Below are 15,815 nucleotides of genomic sequence, written 5' to 3' on the forward strand. Positions count from 1 at the left end.
GTGATCTTTTTAACAAGCAGGATTCTGAGAATCTATATGCAGCTATTTCAGCGAATAATATTTTGTCGGTCTCCCTATTTGGCCGTACTGCATGTCAATTTGGACTTTCCCATTCAAAGCAAGAAAATCTAAATACTTTCTTACTGTTACTCTTGCCATTCCTAGATTTTTTCCTAACTGTTCAGCTGTTACTGGTATTACTTCCTTTCCTAATCCAAGCAGAATTTGTTTCATAGTGAGTTCATTCAGTCCCTTTGGTAAATCTCCTTCACTTGCTTCACTGCCTAGCCATTCATCAATATCATCTTGTTTCAGTTCATTTAAGCCACTTATTTTCTTTGCCATTTTATAATAGTCTTGTAGTGATTTTTGAAATCGTTCAAATCGAAAAGGTTTTACCATATAATCAACGGCACCTAGACGCATAACCTCCCGAATCGTAACTGCATCCCTTGCTGCTGTAATCATGATAATATCACAAGGTAACCGTTCTGATCGTAGCTCTACCATTATCTCCATACCAGAAATATCAGGCAAAAACATGTCTAGCAGCACTAGATTTGGTTTTACATTTTTTATTTTCGTGATTGCATCCTCTCCATTTGCTGCTGTTCCAATAAGTGTGAAACCAGTTAACTTTTCCAAAAAGTTTCTATTTACTTCTAAAACCATTGGGTCATCCTCAACAATAAATACGGAAATATTATCCATTCTTTTCATCCACCCCCATTTTTACAGTCATAACCGTTACAGAATTATTTTGACGTCTTGCTAATATTTTTCCTTTATTGGATTCTATTATTTGCTTAACTAAAGCCAAGCCGATTCCTCTGCCTTCCTTCTGTTTCGTGCTATATCCATATTCAAAAATATAATCGGCTTTGTCCGGCAATCCAACTCCATTATCCTTCACTTCAATAAATAGAAATGTAGAGTTCCCTTGAATGAAAAGAGTAACAATCCGATCGCTTTGAGCTGTACAAGCTTCCATCGCATTATCTAATAGATTTCCTAAAATTGTCACCATATCTCCACTTGAAAGTCCATTAATCACCTCTGACAAAAAGGATTCTTCATCAATAATTAAAGACACCCCTAGTTCTTTAGCTCGTGATCTTTTCCCAAGCAAAAGGCCCAGGACGGAGTAATCAGAAATATAATCCTTCAAAAACTGAACCACAGTCTGTTCATCCGATATTTCATCTACTATCATATTTAATGCATCGTCCGTCCGCTCTAACTGAATTAACCCAGCAATGCTATGCAGCTTGTTCATGTATTCATGATTTTGAGCACGCAGCGCATCAACAAGGGTTTTTATTCCGGTTAGTTCTTCTGCCAAAATATGAGCCTCTTTTCGATCTGTCATCATAATTAAGGAACCAACAGGACGATCTTTGACATTAATCGGGTAAACCCTCACTAAATACATGATGCTTTGGCAAAGTAGTGGACGATAAATGACTTTATTACTTACTTGAGACTCTTTTGCTAGCCAAGTGTCAGGAAAGAGACCTTCAAGTGTGGTAGATAAACCGTAAAAGTTTGTATACTGTTTTGCTAAACGATTCATAAAGATGATCTTGCCTTGCTCATCTGTCGCTAAAATACCTATATCCATTGCTTGCATCATACTTGAACGTTCTTCAACCAAACGAGCAATTTCATATGGCTCAAGATTTAAAGTCTGTTTCTTTAAATGGTTGGCTATAAAAATGGAACCAATAAGACCGATAAATAATCCCCAAAAAAGAGATAAAAGCATGTCATTTCGATAATCCATAATTAAGCTTTGAATCGTTGGCGATAGAATCCCGACGGTCACAACTCCAACCTGCTTGACTCCTTCATCATTCATAATTGGTACAAATGCACGAATAGCAAATCCTAGCACACCTTGTGCCTTCGAAATATATTCATGCTCAGATAACGATGCCTGCTCATCTCCTCCTTCAAAAATGGTTCCAAGCTTACTTTCTGAAGGATGTGAGTACCGAATTCTCTCCATGTCAAATACCACTATATAATCGACATCAGTAGCTAATCGCACTCTTTCTGCAATCGGCTGAATGATTTCTGCCCCTCCCTCTTTGCCTACATACCCTTTAATTTCGGGTAATTGTGCTACTGTTCTTGCAATCGCAATCGCCCGTGCACCTAATTCCTTTTCAAAGGCAGTAGATATATTTAGAATCATCATCCATCCACTTGTGACAACTGAGAAAACAACTAAAATAAATGAAAAGATAAACATTTTCATACGTAAAGATATTCTTTTCATAATCAATTCCCCACTTATATGCTTACTCTCTCTCTTTTTATTAATTAGAAATCCTTTAGGTTCACCCCTTATCGTGTGTGTATTATTACAGATATCCCGTTAAGGGCACTGATTCATTTATTATAAAGTAGTTAACACTCAAGGACTAGGTGTAGTAGTGTGAATTGTCAGATTATTAAATTTGATATTCATCCATTTTATGAAAATACTATCTTTCTTTCGACCTTGACGAGGTCATTTTTTACGCATATATCAACATCCCTACAGAAATAAAAACCCTACACGGCAATTATCACCATGCAGGGCTTTCGTGAATTAATTATTAAATGGGGGAAGACCTAATCTCATATCCCCTTGACAAATCTTCAACACTAAGGTGTTCTATTTAGTCTGTGCCTCTATCACACGTTTCATTGCTTGAATTTGTCCTAAATGAACGGACTCGTGAAATAATGCAAAATTACTAATCTCGCCAAATGTTTCCTGACCTAAAAACGGTGTTTGTAATTTTTCACTGAAACGTTCAGCCGGGATCTCTTTCATTCGCGCTAGTTGATCTTTTAATTGTGCTGTTAGTTCAGAAACAGAAGGTACTCCATCCTTCCAATCAGCAGGCTTTGTGCCTGTAGCAAATAGCTCGATATAATTTGCAGGCAGACCTGTTGATTTTTTCGGATACCCAAACATAAATTGCTCCGCTGTAGTTAACACATGACCAATATGCCAGTGGATTGTATTGTTAAAACCTTCTGGCTGAACATCCACAATCTCTTCCTTTAGTGCACCAATACTCTTTAAAAAGAAACCTCTCGTTGATTCCATATTTTTAAACAATAGCTCACTCATTTTACAGCCTCCTTTTTTATTCATACAATTTTATTCTATATCAAACATATCTAGTACTTAAAGGAAAGGAAATCCCCCTTTGAAGTTAAATACTTTGAAGCCTGCTCTTTTTCTTCGCTCGCTCAATCGCCAATGGCCTCCACTACTCCAAGTTTACAAGCATTAAAAAAGAACCCATTTTGAAAGATTATTCAACATAGATTCCTTTTTAGCACTCCTTTGGGGTATTGTCAGCTTAATTCTCTTGGCCAAACGCACTTTCATCCATATAAGTAAGCTCCCACAAATGGCCATCAAGATCTTGAAAGCTCCACCCATACATAAATCCGTGATCAATTGGTTCATTCGATTGCTTTCCGCCAGCAGCCAATGCCTTATTTACAATCTCATCTACTTGTTCTCTGCTGTCAGCAGATAATGCGACTATTACTTCTGTACTTTTTTCAGCATTGGAAATGTCCTTTTTCGTGAATGTCTTAAAAAAATCCTCTGCCAATAGCATCACAAATGTATTCTCATTGATTACCATGCACGTGGCATTTTCATCTGTAAACTGTTGGTTAAATTCAAATCCTATTTGTGTGAAAAATTCTACAGATTTATTTAAATCTTTCACCGGCAAATTTAGATATAGCTGCCTTGCTTGCAATCCCATTTGTCTCACCCCAACTTATATATTTGTGTATTCTATTCTTTCATCCATAATATAACCCATGAAGGATAAATCTGTAAAACGTTTTTATTTAAAATTTAGAATATTTACACTACAGTTAATAGATATAAGAAAACCCTACATGGATATGTTCTCCTTGTAGGGTTTTCGTTAGATGGGACAAGGAACCTGTCCCTATGTCCCATTAGTTTTCCTGAATGTCTTTACGATTCTTCTTAAATAGTTTGGATAATACTTCGTAGACGATTGGTACAACGATAAGGGTTAGTAGCGTTGAGCTTGTTAAACCGCCGATTACTGTAATACCTAGGCCTTTTGAGATGAGACCGCCGCCGCCTGAGCCTAGTGCTAATGGAATTAACGCACCGATTGTTGCAATTGCAGTCATTAGAATTGGACGCAGACGTGTAGCACCCGCTTCTAGTATGGCTTCACGCATCGTCATTCCATCACGTTCCATATGAATGATACGGTCTACAAGTACGATTGCGTTTGTGACGACAATACCTATTAACATTAGTAGACCCATCATGACAGATACAGAGATCGTTTCACCTGCGATTAATAAACCAACAAATGAGCCAATCACCGCAAATGGCAGCGAGAATAGAATTGAGAATGGCGCGACACCTTCACCGAATGTAACAACAAGGATGAAGTATACAATTGCAACTGCAGCAATCATCGCTACTCCAAGCTGTGTAAATGTTTCAGTCATGTCCGCTTGCACACCGGCAACACCAACTGTTACCCCTTTAGGTAAATCTAATTTATCTATTGCTTTATCTACTTTAGATGTTGCTTTCGAAATATCATTACCAATGATGGTTCCAGAAACACTTGCATAGTATTCCCCTTTACTGCGCGCAAGGGTATTTAACGTTGTCCCCTTCTCTACTGTTACAAGTTTAGAAAGCGGCATCGTCGTGCCTAGTGCTGTTGGTACTTCTGTTGCTAAAATATCATCTACTGATTTTGGTTGTTCTGCTTGCTCTTGCTGAACAATAACTTCTAATGTATCACCGTCTTTTTCAACCGTTGTTAATACATCTTTCGTTTTGTTCGGGTGTAGCATCATAACAATTTGACCAGTTGTTAACCCATACTGCAGCAGCTCATCTTGTTCTACTTTAAAAGTATATTCAACATAAGCATCCTCTGCACTTGAGGAAACATCCTCCAAACCGTCCGTTTCCTTCATAACATCTTCAACCATTTTTACAGCACTGTTTAGTTTATCTAAATCCTCACTGTAGAACGTATAGCTTACTTCATTTGTTGACATCGACATAGATGAGAAGTTCTGGCTCTTCCATTCGCCCGATTGACCAATATTAAACACATAGTCTTCAATTTCTTCGCGAGCTTCCGGGAAATCTTCCATTTCAGGGTCAAAAATGAGGTACATTAATGCGCCGCCACCGCCGCCGCCCATCATTGCCGACATTTCATCGCCACTCTCAGTTACAGAAACTTGAACGATATCGATGTCATCACGTTTTAACATCTCTTCCTCAACAGCTGCTACATTGGCTAATGTATTTTCCTTTAACTCGCCTGTTTCAGGTGTGTACGTTAAGTACATCACTTTTTCCTCTTCACTGCCCATGAAGCTAAAGCCAATTAAAGGCGTTAATGCCAAGCTGCCTGCTAATAATACAATGGATATAATGGACGTTATTACTTTATGGTTCAATGTCCAATTTAGAATTCCTTTGTATGATTTAGCTAATCTCCCTGCCTCTTTATGACTGCCTTCTGTCTTCTCACTGTATAGCTTTTTCTTAAATAAGAAGTGAGAGAGTGCAGGTACAACTGTAATCGCTACAACTAGCGAAGCTCCAAGTGCAAACGTCATGGTTAAAGCGAATGGCATAAACAATTCACCGACCATCCCACCAACGAAAATAAGTGGTGCGAATACTGCAACGGTTACTAAGGTCGATGACAAAATTGGTTTGAACATTTCAATCGTTGCTTCACGTACAAGCGCACGACCGGTTAATTTCTCGCCCTTTAAATGGAGTCGACGATAAATATTTTCCACTACTACGATGGAGTCATCGATTACACGGCCGATCGCCACAGTAATGGCCCCTAGCGTCATAATATTTAACGTAATATCCAGCCAATGCAACAGCAATAAGGCCATAAAAATGGAAACTGGGATAGAAATTATGGAAATTATCGTTGATTTAAAGTCTCGCAAGAATAGGAGAATAATCAATACCGCGATTAACCCACCAAATAGTGCCTTTTCAACCATCGTTGAAACGGAATCTTCAATCGGCTTACCTTGGTCAAGCGATACATCTACGACAAGACCATCGATCTTTTTCTCTTCATCTTTAATTAAATCCTTCACACTGTTTACAACATCAACTGTGTTTGCTTGCTGTCCCTTAACAATTTGAATAGCAATTGCATTTTCACCGTTCGTACGTGAAACAGATTGTACTTTACCAACTACTTCAATAGTAGCAATATCACTTAACTTCACAAACGGAGATGGCTGCGTAGCAGATGGTGTCACAGGAATAAGCATTTCTTTTAATTCATCCGCTGTCATGAACTTTCCATCAATCGCTACAGCCTGTTCACCTTCTTCGAACTCGAAAAGCCCTAATGAAACAGCTAAGTCACTTGCTTGAATCATTTCTTTTACTTTATCTTCTGTTAAACCAAGCTCAGCCATTTTTGCTTCATTATAAGTAAGCTGAACCTCTTCAATATGCTGACCAGTAATAGTCGCAGAGGCAACGCCATCGATTTTCTCGATTTTTGGAAGTAAGATTTCCTCTACTGTTGACGTCAGTTCAACAATATCCTCTTTCTTACTGCTCACGCTCAATGCAACAACTGGCATCATGTTCATGCTAATCGCTGTAATGGTCGGCTCCTGCGCACCTTCAGGTAAAGTCACAGCATCGATCGCTGCCTCAAGTGCACGTTTTGCCTCATCCATATCGATTCCATAATCATATTCTACTTGAAGATTTGCCATGTTCGAATATGAATTGGAATAAACAGCCTTCACATCTTCTAGGTTTTCTACCGCTTTCTCCAGAGGCATCGATACGTCATTCATCACTTGTTCAGGAGTTGCTCCAGGATATACCCCCATTACCATCAAGTAAGGAATCGAAATATCTGGAATCGTTTCCGTCTTCATTTGGGTACCTGAATAAATACCAGATACAGTTATAATTATTGTAAGCAACCATACTGCAAGTTTATTCTTCAGTACAAAATTGACTAACCCTTTCACTCTTACACCTACCCTTTATTGACTTGTTGAGCTCATTTTTTTATAATAATGACTAATAAGTCATTTGTCAACAAATAGGCCTAGGAGCGATTACTATAGATGATTAAAAAACAATTAATTATGGAGAAGGCACTGGAACTCTTTGCTCAGCAAGGAATTGAAGCTACTCCTGTTCAACAGATAACTGATTATTGCGGCATTTCTAAAGGGGCATTTTACCTATCATTTAAGTCAAAGGACGAGCTGATCATTGCTTTAATTGATCATTTCATGATGCAGATTATCGCAGACATTGACTATACGGTCAACAACACAAAAAATGATGAAGAGCTTTTATATACCTTTTACTACTCAACATTCAATTCTTTTCATAAGCATTCCGACTTTGCCAAAATCTTCATTAAAGAACAAATTCAATCATTCAACGAAGAGCTTATTGTAAAAATTCATTATTACGACCGATTAATGGAGGACATTATCTTATCATTGATTGAGCGTTTATACGGCGAAAAGGTTGAGCACACAAAATATGATTTGATTTATTGCATCAAAGGGCTGATGAACAGTTATTCCGGATTGTTTTTATTTAATAATGCCCCATTGAATAGAGACTTACTCTGTCAGTCACTTGTAGAAAAAACGAACCTTTTAGCGAGGCAAACGACCGTACCATTTATAACAAGAGAAGATTTTCGGATGCTTAAGCACCCAATAAAAGAAGAAATATCAATCGAACAGATCATTGAAATGATTAAACAAATAGTAAAAGAAATAGAAGATCCAATTGAAAAAGAATCATTAATACTAATAAATCAGCATCTTTTGGAACCAACCTTAAGTCCAGCGATTGTAAAAGGACTGCTTGAGAATATTCGAAATCATCCTCACTGTAAATGGGTTTCCTATTTACTTTTTAAGTATTTCAAGTTTGAAAAATAAAAAAGGCAGAATGCTTCCCATGCATTCTGCCTTTCTTATTTGCGTGAATATTAGATATTTCTAAAGATTCAATACTCTAGTAAAATAGAGATTAATATGAGAAAAAACTTCAATCCGCAGGGGGCTGCTTCATCCCAAACAGATTGCTAGTTAAACAAAAACACCACGTGCTGTGTGGCATTCACTTGACTAGAACATCCTGTCCATCGTCATGGATAAGCCGCTGTCGTACCCCTAATTGTTTGTTTATGCAGGGGCCTACAGCCCGTTAATCTGTGATAAAACGGCATCTTCCAAAAAAGGAGAATTCGTATGTTTGAACTGCTGCTGACTATGCTGGAACGACTAGGAATTATCGTAACGATTGCATTTATCTTAACACGATTTAAATTTTTCCGAGATATGATCTATGGTGAAAAATTAAATAGGCATCAGCAGTATACGGCTATTCTATTTTTCGGATTTTTCGGCATTATTGGGACCTATTCCGGCCTTTCCTTAGATACCGATACTCAAAGTTTTAACCGATGGGCAACCGAACTCTCTTCCAATGAGGCGCTAGCAAACTCAAGAGTAATCGGGGTTGTACTGGCTGGACTGCTTGGGGGCTATAAAGTTGGGATCGGAGCTGGTTTAATCGCAGGAATTCACCGCTTTACTTTAGGAGGTTTTACTGGCATTGCTTGTGGATCAGCTACGATTATTTCTGGCATCCTCGCTGGATTTTTCCACTATAAGAATAAGCACGTCAAGCTATCCACCGTTTTTTTTATAGGCGCCTTAGCAGAAAGTATACAGATGCTTATTATTCTATTCATTGCTCGGCCATTTGATAAAGCCCTTACCTTAGTTGAGATTATCGGCATGCCAATGATTATTGCAAATGGACTCGGCTCCGCACTCTTTCTGCTTATCATAAAAAACGTTATGAATGAAGAGGAAAAAGCAGGGGCTTCGCAAGCGCAATTAGCACTGCGGATTGCGGACCAAACACTTGTTTATTTGCGTAAAGGCCTTAATACTGACTCAGCTCTTGCTGTTTGTACAATCCTGCATAACGAAATCCAAACAAAAGCTGTTGCTCTGACAAATTTGACCAATATTCTCGCACATGTAGGAGTCGGAGATGATCATCACAAGCCCAATAGCCCGATTCAAACTCAGATAACAAGAGATGTTATCCAAAACGGCAAACTGATTGTAGCAAACGATCAAACGATACATTGCCGGGTAGCAAGCTGCCCGCTTGGTGCAGCTGTCATTGCCCCATTAAAACAGAGAGGCGAAACAATTGGTACACTTAAATTTTATTTCAGCAACGATAAGGAAGTAACGAGTCTGGCTATTGAGCTGATTTCCGGTCTTAGTGCGCTTCTTAGCAACCAGCTTGAAATTTCTGAAGCAGACAAAGCATACCAGCTGGCAAAGGAAGCCGAGATTAAAGCGCTGCAAGCACAGATCAGTCCTCACTTTCTATTTAATTCCTTAAATATCATTGTTTCCTTAATTCGAATTGATCCTGATAAAGCGCGAAAGCTTCTCGTTTCCCTGTCCCACTTCTTAAGGCAAAACCTGACAACAACGACCGTCAACATGACTACTCTAGAACAAGAGCTAAAGCACACGAAGGCATACTTATCAATAGAAGAAACACGCTTTGTTGATAAACTAAAGGTCTTCTATGATATTGATGAAAAGGCCCTTCTAGAAAAAGTTCCTCCATTAACCTTACAGCCAATTGTGGAAAACGCTATTAAGCACGGCATTAAGGACAGGGTTCATGATTGCATTATTAAAGTTTCTATAAAAAAACAACAAGAAATGACATACGTTGAAGTCATTGATAACGGTCATGGAATAACGGAGGAAAAGGTAAAAAGAATTGGAAAAGAAACCATTCATTCTGAATCAGGCACAGGACTCGCACTTTATAACGTGAATCGAAGACTGACAATGATGTTCGGAGCTAATTCAGCTCTTTCAATCAAAAGTGAGCTTGGTAAAGGCTCCACAATAGGCTTTGCCATTCCACAAACGGAGGAAGTTATAAATGGAGAATACAATCAAAGTGTTAATAGCGGATGATGAACGGTACAGCAGGGATGAACTAAAACATTTACTAAAACCCTTTTCTTCGTTACAGGTGATTGATGAAGCAGAATCCGGGGAAGCTGCTATTATGAAGGCTGTTCACCTTCAGCCCCATGTTGTTTTTCTTGATGTGGAGATGCCTAAAATGAATGGAATGGAGGTGGCAAAATCATTAATGGCACTGAAAAAAGTTCCATTGATCATTTTTGCCACTGCTTATCCGCAGTTTGCAGCAGAAGCCTTTCGATATGAGGCAACCGATTATTTACTTAAGCCGTATGACGAAGAAATGGTTAGGCAAACAGTCCAACGAATTGAAAAACAATTACTCTCTAAAAACAAGCATGAAACGATTAAAACAGCTGGAAAGCTTGCCATCGAAGAAGATGGAGAAATTATTTATATTGAACCAAAAGATATTATCTATATGTATAGGGATGATAAGGTTTCTAGAATCATCGCAAAATCGGGCAGCTATGAAACAAAAATATCGCTTAAGGAGCTCGAAAGCCGTCTAATCCCATTCTCCTTTTTTCGGATTCACAAAAGCTATCTAGTGAATCTAGAATATGTCACTCGACTTACCCCGTGGTTTAATGGAGCCTATCAACTAGAAATGGAGAATCGAAAGGAAATGCTATCCGTCAGCCGAAATTATGTGAAGGCCTTACGAGCACGTTTAGAAATTTGAAAGTTATCAGATTATACAGACTACTATTTGCATCTTAATCTCCCTTAACTGCCTTTTAATCTGTCATTTTTACATTTCAGACACAAAGTGGTCACATATAAACCTAGCTCTCTTATACTTTATGTAAACGCATTCAAATTTCCCTAAGGAGGTTTTTTATGTTTACATTTCTGGTCTGTATCGCACTCTTAATTATTGGTTATTTTACTTATGGAAAATATATTGAAAAAATGTTTGGCGTGAAAGCAGCACGGCCAACTCCCGCCCTCACTCAAGCGGATGGTGTTGACTACATTCCAATGAGTACCAAAAAGAATTCTCTGATCCAGCTGCTTAATATTGCCGGAACGGGACCTATCTTCGGTCCAATCATGGGAGCACTATATGGACCTGTTGCTTTTATCTGGATAGTAGTCGGCTGTATTTTTGCTGGGGCTGTTCACGATTATTTAACGGGGATGATTTCCATTCGTAACCGTGGCGCTCATCTGCCTGAACTTGCTACCAAATTTTTAGGGAAAGTGATGAAGCATGTTGTTAACGCATTTGCCCTTCTTCTACTACTGTTAGTTGGAACGGTATTTGTTACTACACCAGCAAACCTTCTCCACGTGCTAATGGATGGGAAGGTAGCCTTATTTCTTATTATTGGAGCCATCTTCTTTTACTACATTTTAGCTACTCTTTTGCCAATTGATAAAATTATCGGTCGTCTTTATCCTTATTTTGGCGCTTTATTGTTAATTAGCGCTTTAGGTGTACTTATCGGCTTATTTGTTACAGGTGCTAAAATACCGGAAATTTCGTTAAGTAACTTTCATCCTGACAATGCACCTATTTTTCCATTATTATTCTTTACAATCACTTGTGGTGCTCTTTCAGGTTTCCACGCTACACAAACGCCCATTATTTCTCGAACGACACAAAACGAAAATCAAGGCCGTAAAATTTTCTATGGCATGATGATTGCGGAAGGAATTATCGCTATGATTTGGGCTGCTGCAGCTATGAGCCTATTTGATGGCTACAATGGATTGAATGATCTATTAGCTGCTGGCGGACCAGGGCTGATCGTAAGTGAAGTGTCGAAAATGATGCTTGGCGGTATTGGTGGGACACTTGCTGTACTTGGCGTTGTTGTCTTGCCAATTACTTCAGGTGATACTGCTTTCCGAAGTGCACGTATGATTATTGCTGATTATATCAAATTTGCACAAAAGAAAATTTCAAGCCGTTTATGGATTGCCATTCCACTTTTTGTTCTTTCAATTGGATTAACTCAGATTGATTTTAATATTTTATGGAGATATTTCAGCTGGGCTAATCAATCGACAGCCGTTATTGCCTTATTCGTTGGAGCCATGTATCTATACATCGCTAAGAAAAACTACTGGGTTTCACTCATACCTGGCACCTTCATGCTAGTCATGGTTTTAGCCTATATTTTAAATGCTCCAATCGGATTCCGTCTACCAATGACTACTTCATGGATCGGTTCTGCCATTGGCACAGTCATCCTAGTCGCATTATTCTTCCATGCCGCTAAAAAGAACCGAACGCTCGCCCTTCCACTTGAAGACGATGTATCGAACTGGAAAAAAGCAGCCTAACGGGACACGGGGACAGGTTCCTCGTCCCATATACATCTGATATAGGAATAGAGTTCTTGTCCGAATTTGGAGATATGGTAGAAAAATTTGCAGTCAAAAAAATTTCCAGAATCCCCTAAAAATATTTGGGAGTCTTTAAACTTTAAGAGTGCACGTCCTTGCGTGCACTCTTAAAAATGGGAATAGGAGGCGTTCATATGAAAATTTTAGTTGTTGGAGCAGGGGCTATCGGAGGATATTTTGGCGGTCGTCTGACGGAAAAGGGAGAAGATGTAACCTTTCTAGTTAGAGAAAAAAGAAAGCAGCAGCTTGATCAGGATGGGCTTATTATTGAAAGTATTCATGGCGATTTGAAACTGCGACCAAAAACACTTTTGAGCGGAGAGAGCGCAGGCCCGTTTGATGTCATTCTTATTTCGACAAAAGCTTATCAGCTTAAAGGCGCAATGGAAAGCTTTCGTTCCTATGTAAATGAAAATACTATGATCCTGCCCCTTCTGAATGGCTATGCACATCTCGATACGTTAATCAATGAATTTGGAGAAGAGCATATTCTTGGAGGCCTCTGTTTTATTGAAGCCACACTTGATCACAGAGGAAAAATCCTTCAAACAAGTCCTGCTCATGATTTAGTCTTTGGTGAACGCTCAGGGAAAATAACCGATCGAATCCTTTCACTTCAAGCGTCTTTTTCAGGGACAAAGGCCGCCTTTACCCTTTCCGAAAATATCGAACAGGATATGTGGCATAAATATTTATTTATCACGACTTTTTCTGGTGTTACTTCCCTATTCCGCTCACCGATCGGACCTATCCGTGAGCAGGAGTACGGACTGAAAACTATTCAAAAGCTCCTAAATGAAACAGCCTTTATCATGAGAAAGGTTGAGGCACCTATTGATGTCCACATTGAAGAAACACAACTAAAAAGAATAATGGGACTTAGCTATGAGATGAAATCTTCTCTGCAAAGAGATATGGAGAAACAACAGCTAACAGAAGCCGATCATTTCTTCGGCTACCTCCTCCGTCACGCAAAAAAACAAGGAATCGAATCACCCGTTCTCTCAGCAATATATGCAAATTTAGAAGTATACGGACAAGTTTCTTGTAGCGGGACAGGGGGACAGGTTCCTCGTCCCACTTGCCCCTAACACACACAGAAAACTAGATTCAAAGTTATAAGTTTCATGGGGGAAAAGATTTCACAAAAACAGGGACGAGGTTCCTGTCCCCTCGTCCCTGTTAATCAGATATACGGATTTTCATTTCTACGATGTATTCGTGTTCGTTTGGTGAATAGTTACTGGATGTAAATAATTCATAAATGTCGCCCATTGCTTGAAGCTTATGGCTGGATACATAATCCATAAGCTTTTTTAAATTTTGGAAGTATACTTCAGGAGAGAAAATATAGTAAATGCACACATAGCGGCCAGCAGGAATTTTCGAAACCTCTATCTCTTTAGAAAACGTGGAGATTCGTTTATCTGTTAAAATTGGCGTAAATATTTTCGTATAGGTAATTTCATCAATATGTGAATATGGCTGATAAGATATAATGGCTCCATAGCTATTATTAATTACCCCTTCTTCCGCCTCAACAATTATTTTTAATTCACTATACGATGCGTTTAAGAGATCTAAAGGAGTCAAATTTTTTGCAGCCGCTTGTATGATGCGCATCTCTTCCTCTTGCCTAATAACCACTTCACCAAACAAAGGATAATTTAACTGTTTTTTAATACGCTTTTTTGCATGCACGACATTTTGTTGAATCTCTCTTAAACGGGCAAGCTGAGCCTCAATAATCTGCTCCTGTTCATTCATAAACTGCAATAAATCTTCTCTTTTTAACTGCTGAACCTTCTTTATATCCTCTAACGATGTTCCAATGTATTTAAGCGACTTAATTAAATCTAAGTGGTATAGCTGTAAGTCTTTATAATATCGATAATTTGTTTCCGGGTCGACGTAAGCAGGCTTTAATAATCCAATCTGGTCGTAATATCGAAGTGTCTGAATCGAGACATTCGCCAATTTTGCTACCTCTCCAATTGTGTATAGTGTTTCTTCCATTCCATCATTTCCTTTTTCTATCTTATTTCTTGAGGCCTTCCCTTTTTCATCTGTATTGGCTGTTTCCAAACAACCGAAAGAGCAATACCAATTACCAAGAAGACTGCAGAAAAATAAAACGGATAATTTAAATCCACATCAAATAAGATTCCGCCAACAATAGGGCCAAACACATTTCCGATACTTGTAAACATTGAGTTCATCCCGCCAACGAATCCTTGCTCGTTACCAGCAATTTTCGACAAATAGGATGTAACAGCCGGGCGCATTAAGTCAAAGCCGACAAAAATAACAAAGGTAACAACTAGGATGCTTATATAAGAGCTTGCAACAGTCATAATCATTACAAGGATTGCTGAAAAAATAAGACAGTAGCGAATCAAACGAATTTCACCAAAGTATAATGTTAAACGGTCGAATAAAGCAACTTGTGCAATTGCCCCAATAATCGCTCCTCCTGTAATGGCAATCGCAATATCCTTTGGAGTAAAGCCAAATTTATGATCAACAAATAGGGAGAATAATGATTCGAATGAGGCTAAGCCAAATGCAGAGATTAAAATGATCATAAAAGCGATAAAATACATCGGTGAAAAAATTCGTTTAATCCCCGACTTTTTCTCCTCCACTTGCTCTTCATGATTACTTTCTGGTTCACGAAGCGTAATGATTGATAAAATGGCTGCAACTAACGCAAGCACTGCTGCTGAAAAAAATGGAACACGCGTGCCAATTTCAGCTAAAAACCCTCCAATTCCCGGACCAATTATAAAACCGGTTGAAATAGCAGCTGACATATAGCCTAATGCTTTTGGACGCGTTTCAACTGTTGTTATATCAGCAATAAACGCTGTAACCGCAGGCATAATAAACGCTGCACTTAACCCGCCAAGCATCCGAGAAATAAAGAGCACTTCTACGGTTTTCCCCATTCCAAATAACAATTCCGACACACTAAAAAATAAGAGGCCAAGAATGATCATTTTTTTGCGCCCAAACAAGTCCGCCCAACGGCCAGCAAGCGGGGATACAAGTAATTGTATAACTGCAAACGCTGCAACCAGATACCCAACAACTGAACCTGATAAATGCAGTTCATTCATAATTGTTGGCATCACTGGGATGACAAGCCCAATACCTAAAAATGCAATAAATAAATTCATCAATAAAATGGCTAATGTTGTATTTTGTTTTTCCATCGTTTCTCTACTCACTTTCTAAATACAAAACGTATAAGAAACAATATAAACCCTATTGCAACTATAGAGTCAAATACTTTGTGCCACGCTTTGTAAATCATAAAAAAATGGAGCTCCTTTTAAATAGGTTCTCCATTT

At 38.6% G+C, this 15,815-nt stretch carries 12 protein-coding genes; 5 read left to right on the plus strand and 7 right to left on the minus strand.

The window, feature by feature from the left end; translation table 11 throughout:
• Nucleotides 1–42: 42 nt before the first annotated feature.
• The 5 genes from RUH74_RS07115 to RUH74_RS07135 all read right to left on the minus strand — a co-directional run bounded on the left by RUH74_RS07115 (nucleotide 43) and on the right by RUH74_RS07135 (nucleotide 7,068).
• Entirely contained in the window at nucleotides 43–711 is a 669-nt protein-coding gene (locus RUH74_RS07115; protein ID WP_313799585.1) for a response regulator, read from the minus strand.
• Nucleotides 704–2,281, minus strand: coding sequence for an ATP-binding protein (locus RUH74_RS07120; RefSeq protein ID WP_313799586.1), 1,578 nt, complete (start codon nucleotides 2,279–2,281; stop codon nucleotides 704–706). The genes RUH74_RS07115 and RUH74_RS07120 overlap by 8 nt, the downstream gene beginning before the upstream one ends.
• Before the next feature lie 381 nt (nucleotides 2,282–2,662).
• Nucleotides 2,663–3,127, minus strand: a complete 465-nt coding sequence (locus RUH74_RS07125) for a DinB family protein (protein WP_313799587.1) — start codon at nucleotides 3,125–3,127, stop codon at nucleotides 2,663–2,665.
• Between the two features lie 235 nt (nucleotides 3,128–3,362).
• On the minus strand, nucleotides 3,363–3,782 hold the full coding sequence (locus tag RUH74_RS07130; protein ID WP_313799588.1) for a VOC family protein: 420 nt from the start codon (nucleotides 3,780–3,782) through the stop codon (nucleotides 3,363–3,365).
• A 202-nt stretch (nucleotides 3,783–3,984) separates the two neighbouring features.
• Nucleotides 3,985–7,068 (minus strand): efflux RND transporter permease subunit, encoded by a 3,084-nt coding sequence (locus RUH74_RS07135; protein ID WP_313799589.1) that lies wholly within the window; start codon nucleotides 7,066–7,068, stop codon nucleotides 3,985–3,987.
• Nucleotides 7,069–7,167: 99 nt separating this feature from the next.
• Here RUH74_RS07135 and RUH74_RS07140 point away from each other — a divergent pair, with 99 nt between their 5' ends.
• The 5 genes from RUH74_RS07140 to RUH74_RS07160 all read left to right on the plus strand — a co-directional run bounded on the left by RUH74_RS07140 (nucleotide 7,168) and on the right by RUH74_RS07160 (nucleotide 13,553).
• Nucleotides 7,168–8,007, plus strand: coding sequence for a TetR/AcrR family transcriptional regulator (locus tag RUH74_RS07140; RefSeq protein WP_313799590.1), 840 nt, complete (start codon nucleotides 7,168–7,170; stop codon nucleotides 8,005–8,007).
• A 312-nt stretch (nucleotides 8,008–8,319) separates the two neighbouring features.
• Nucleotides 8,320–10,092 (plus strand): LytS/YhcK type 5TM receptor domain-containing protein, encoded by a 1,773-nt coding sequence (locus RUH74_RS07145; protein ID WP_313799591.1) that lies wholly within the window; start codon nucleotides 8,320–8,322, stop codon nucleotides 10,090–10,092.
• The gene (locus tag RUH74_RS07150; RefSeq protein ID WP_313799592.1) at nucleotides 10,058–10,789 is read left to right on the plus strand and encodes a LytR/AlgR family response regulator transcription factor; all 732 of its coding nucleotides are present in this window, start codon (nucleotides 10,058–10,060) and stop codon (nucleotides 10,787–10,789) included. The genes RUH74_RS07145 and RUH74_RS07150 overlap by 35 nt, the downstream gene beginning before the upstream one ends.
• Nucleotides 10,790–10,947: 158 nt before the next feature.
• Complete coding sequence (locus tag RUH74_RS07155; RefSeq protein WP_313799593.1) at nucleotides 10,948–12,399, plus strand: carbon starvation CstA family protein; 1,452 nt, start codon at nucleotides 10,948–10,950, stop codon at nucleotides 12,397–12,399.
• 197 nt (nucleotides 12,400–12,596) lie between these two features.
• On the plus strand, nucleotides 12,597–13,553 hold the full coding sequence (locus tag RUH74_RS07160) for a ketopantoate reductase family protein (protein ID WP_313799594.1): 957 nt from the start codon (nucleotides 12,597–12,599) through the stop codon (nucleotides 13,551–13,553).
• 91 nt (nucleotides 13,554–13,644) lie between these two features.
• On the opposite strand, the gene RUH74_RS07165 is transcribed toward RUH74_RS07160, so the two are convergent.
• Together RUH74_RS07165 and RUH74_RS07170 are read right to left on the minus strand one after the other, a co-directional pair.
• On the minus strand, nucleotides 13,645–14,478 hold the full coding sequence (locus tag RUH74_RS07165; protein ID WP_313799595.1) for a MerR family transcriptional regulator: 834 nt from the start codon (nucleotides 14,476–14,478) through the stop codon (nucleotides 13,645–13,647).
• A gap of 17 nt (nucleotides 14,479–14,495) precedes the next feature.
• On the minus strand, nucleotides 14,496–15,677 hold the full coding sequence (locus tag RUH74_RS07170) for an MFS transporter (protein WP_313799596.1): 1,182 nt from the start codon (nucleotides 15,675–15,677) through the stop codon (nucleotides 14,496–14,498).
• Nucleotides 15,678–15,815: the final 138 nt, after the last annotated feature.

It is taken from the genome of Cytobacillus sp. (assembly GCF_032154635.1).
Lineage (GTDB): Bacteria > Bacillota > Bacilli > Bacillales > Cytobacillaceae > Cytobacillus.

Coding starts and splice junctions, on each gene's coding strand:
- RUH74_RS07165 (WP_313799595.1), bottom strand. CDS start 14,478: ATGGAAGAAACACTATACACAATTGGAGAGGTAGCAAAATTGGCGAAT.
- RUH74_RS07150 (WP_313799592.1), top strand. CDS start 10,058: ATGGAGAATACAATCAAAGTGTTAATAGCGGATGATGAACGGTACAGC.
- RUH74_RS07145 (WP_313799591.1), top strand. CDS start 8,320: ATGTTTGAACTGCTGCTGACTATGCTGGAACGACTAGGAATTATCGTA.
- RUH74_RS07130 (WP_313799588.1), bottom strand. CDS start 3,782: ATGGGATTGCAAGCAAGGCAGCTATATCTAAATTTGCCGGTGAAAGAT.
- RUH74_RS07160 (WP_313799594.1), top strand. CDS start 12,597: ATGAAAATTTTAGTTGTTGGAGCAGGGGCTATCGGAGGATATTTTGGC.
- RUH74_RS07115 (WP_313799585.1), bottom strand. CDS start 711: ATGGATAATATTTCCGTATTTATTGTTGAGGATGACCCAATGGTTTTA.
- RUH74_RS07155 (WP_313799593.1), top strand. CDS start 10,948: ATGTTTACATTTCTGGTCTGTATCGCACTCTTAATTATTGGTTATTTT.
- RUH74_RS07140 (WP_313799590.1), top strand. CDS start 7,168: ATGATTAAAAAACAATTAATTATGGAGAAGGCACTGGAACTCTTTGCT.
- RUH74_RS07120 (WP_313799586.1), bottom strand. CDS start 2,281: ATGAAAAGAATATCTTTACGTATGAAAATGTTTATCTTTTCATTTATT.
- RUH74_RS07170 (WP_313799596.1), bottom strand. CDS start 15,677: ATGGAAAAACAAAATACAACATTAGCCATTTTATTGATGAATTTATTT.
- RUH74_RS07125 (WP_313799587.1), bottom strand. CDS start 3,127: ATGAGTGAGCTATTGTTTAAAAATATGGAATCAACGAGAGGTTTCTTT.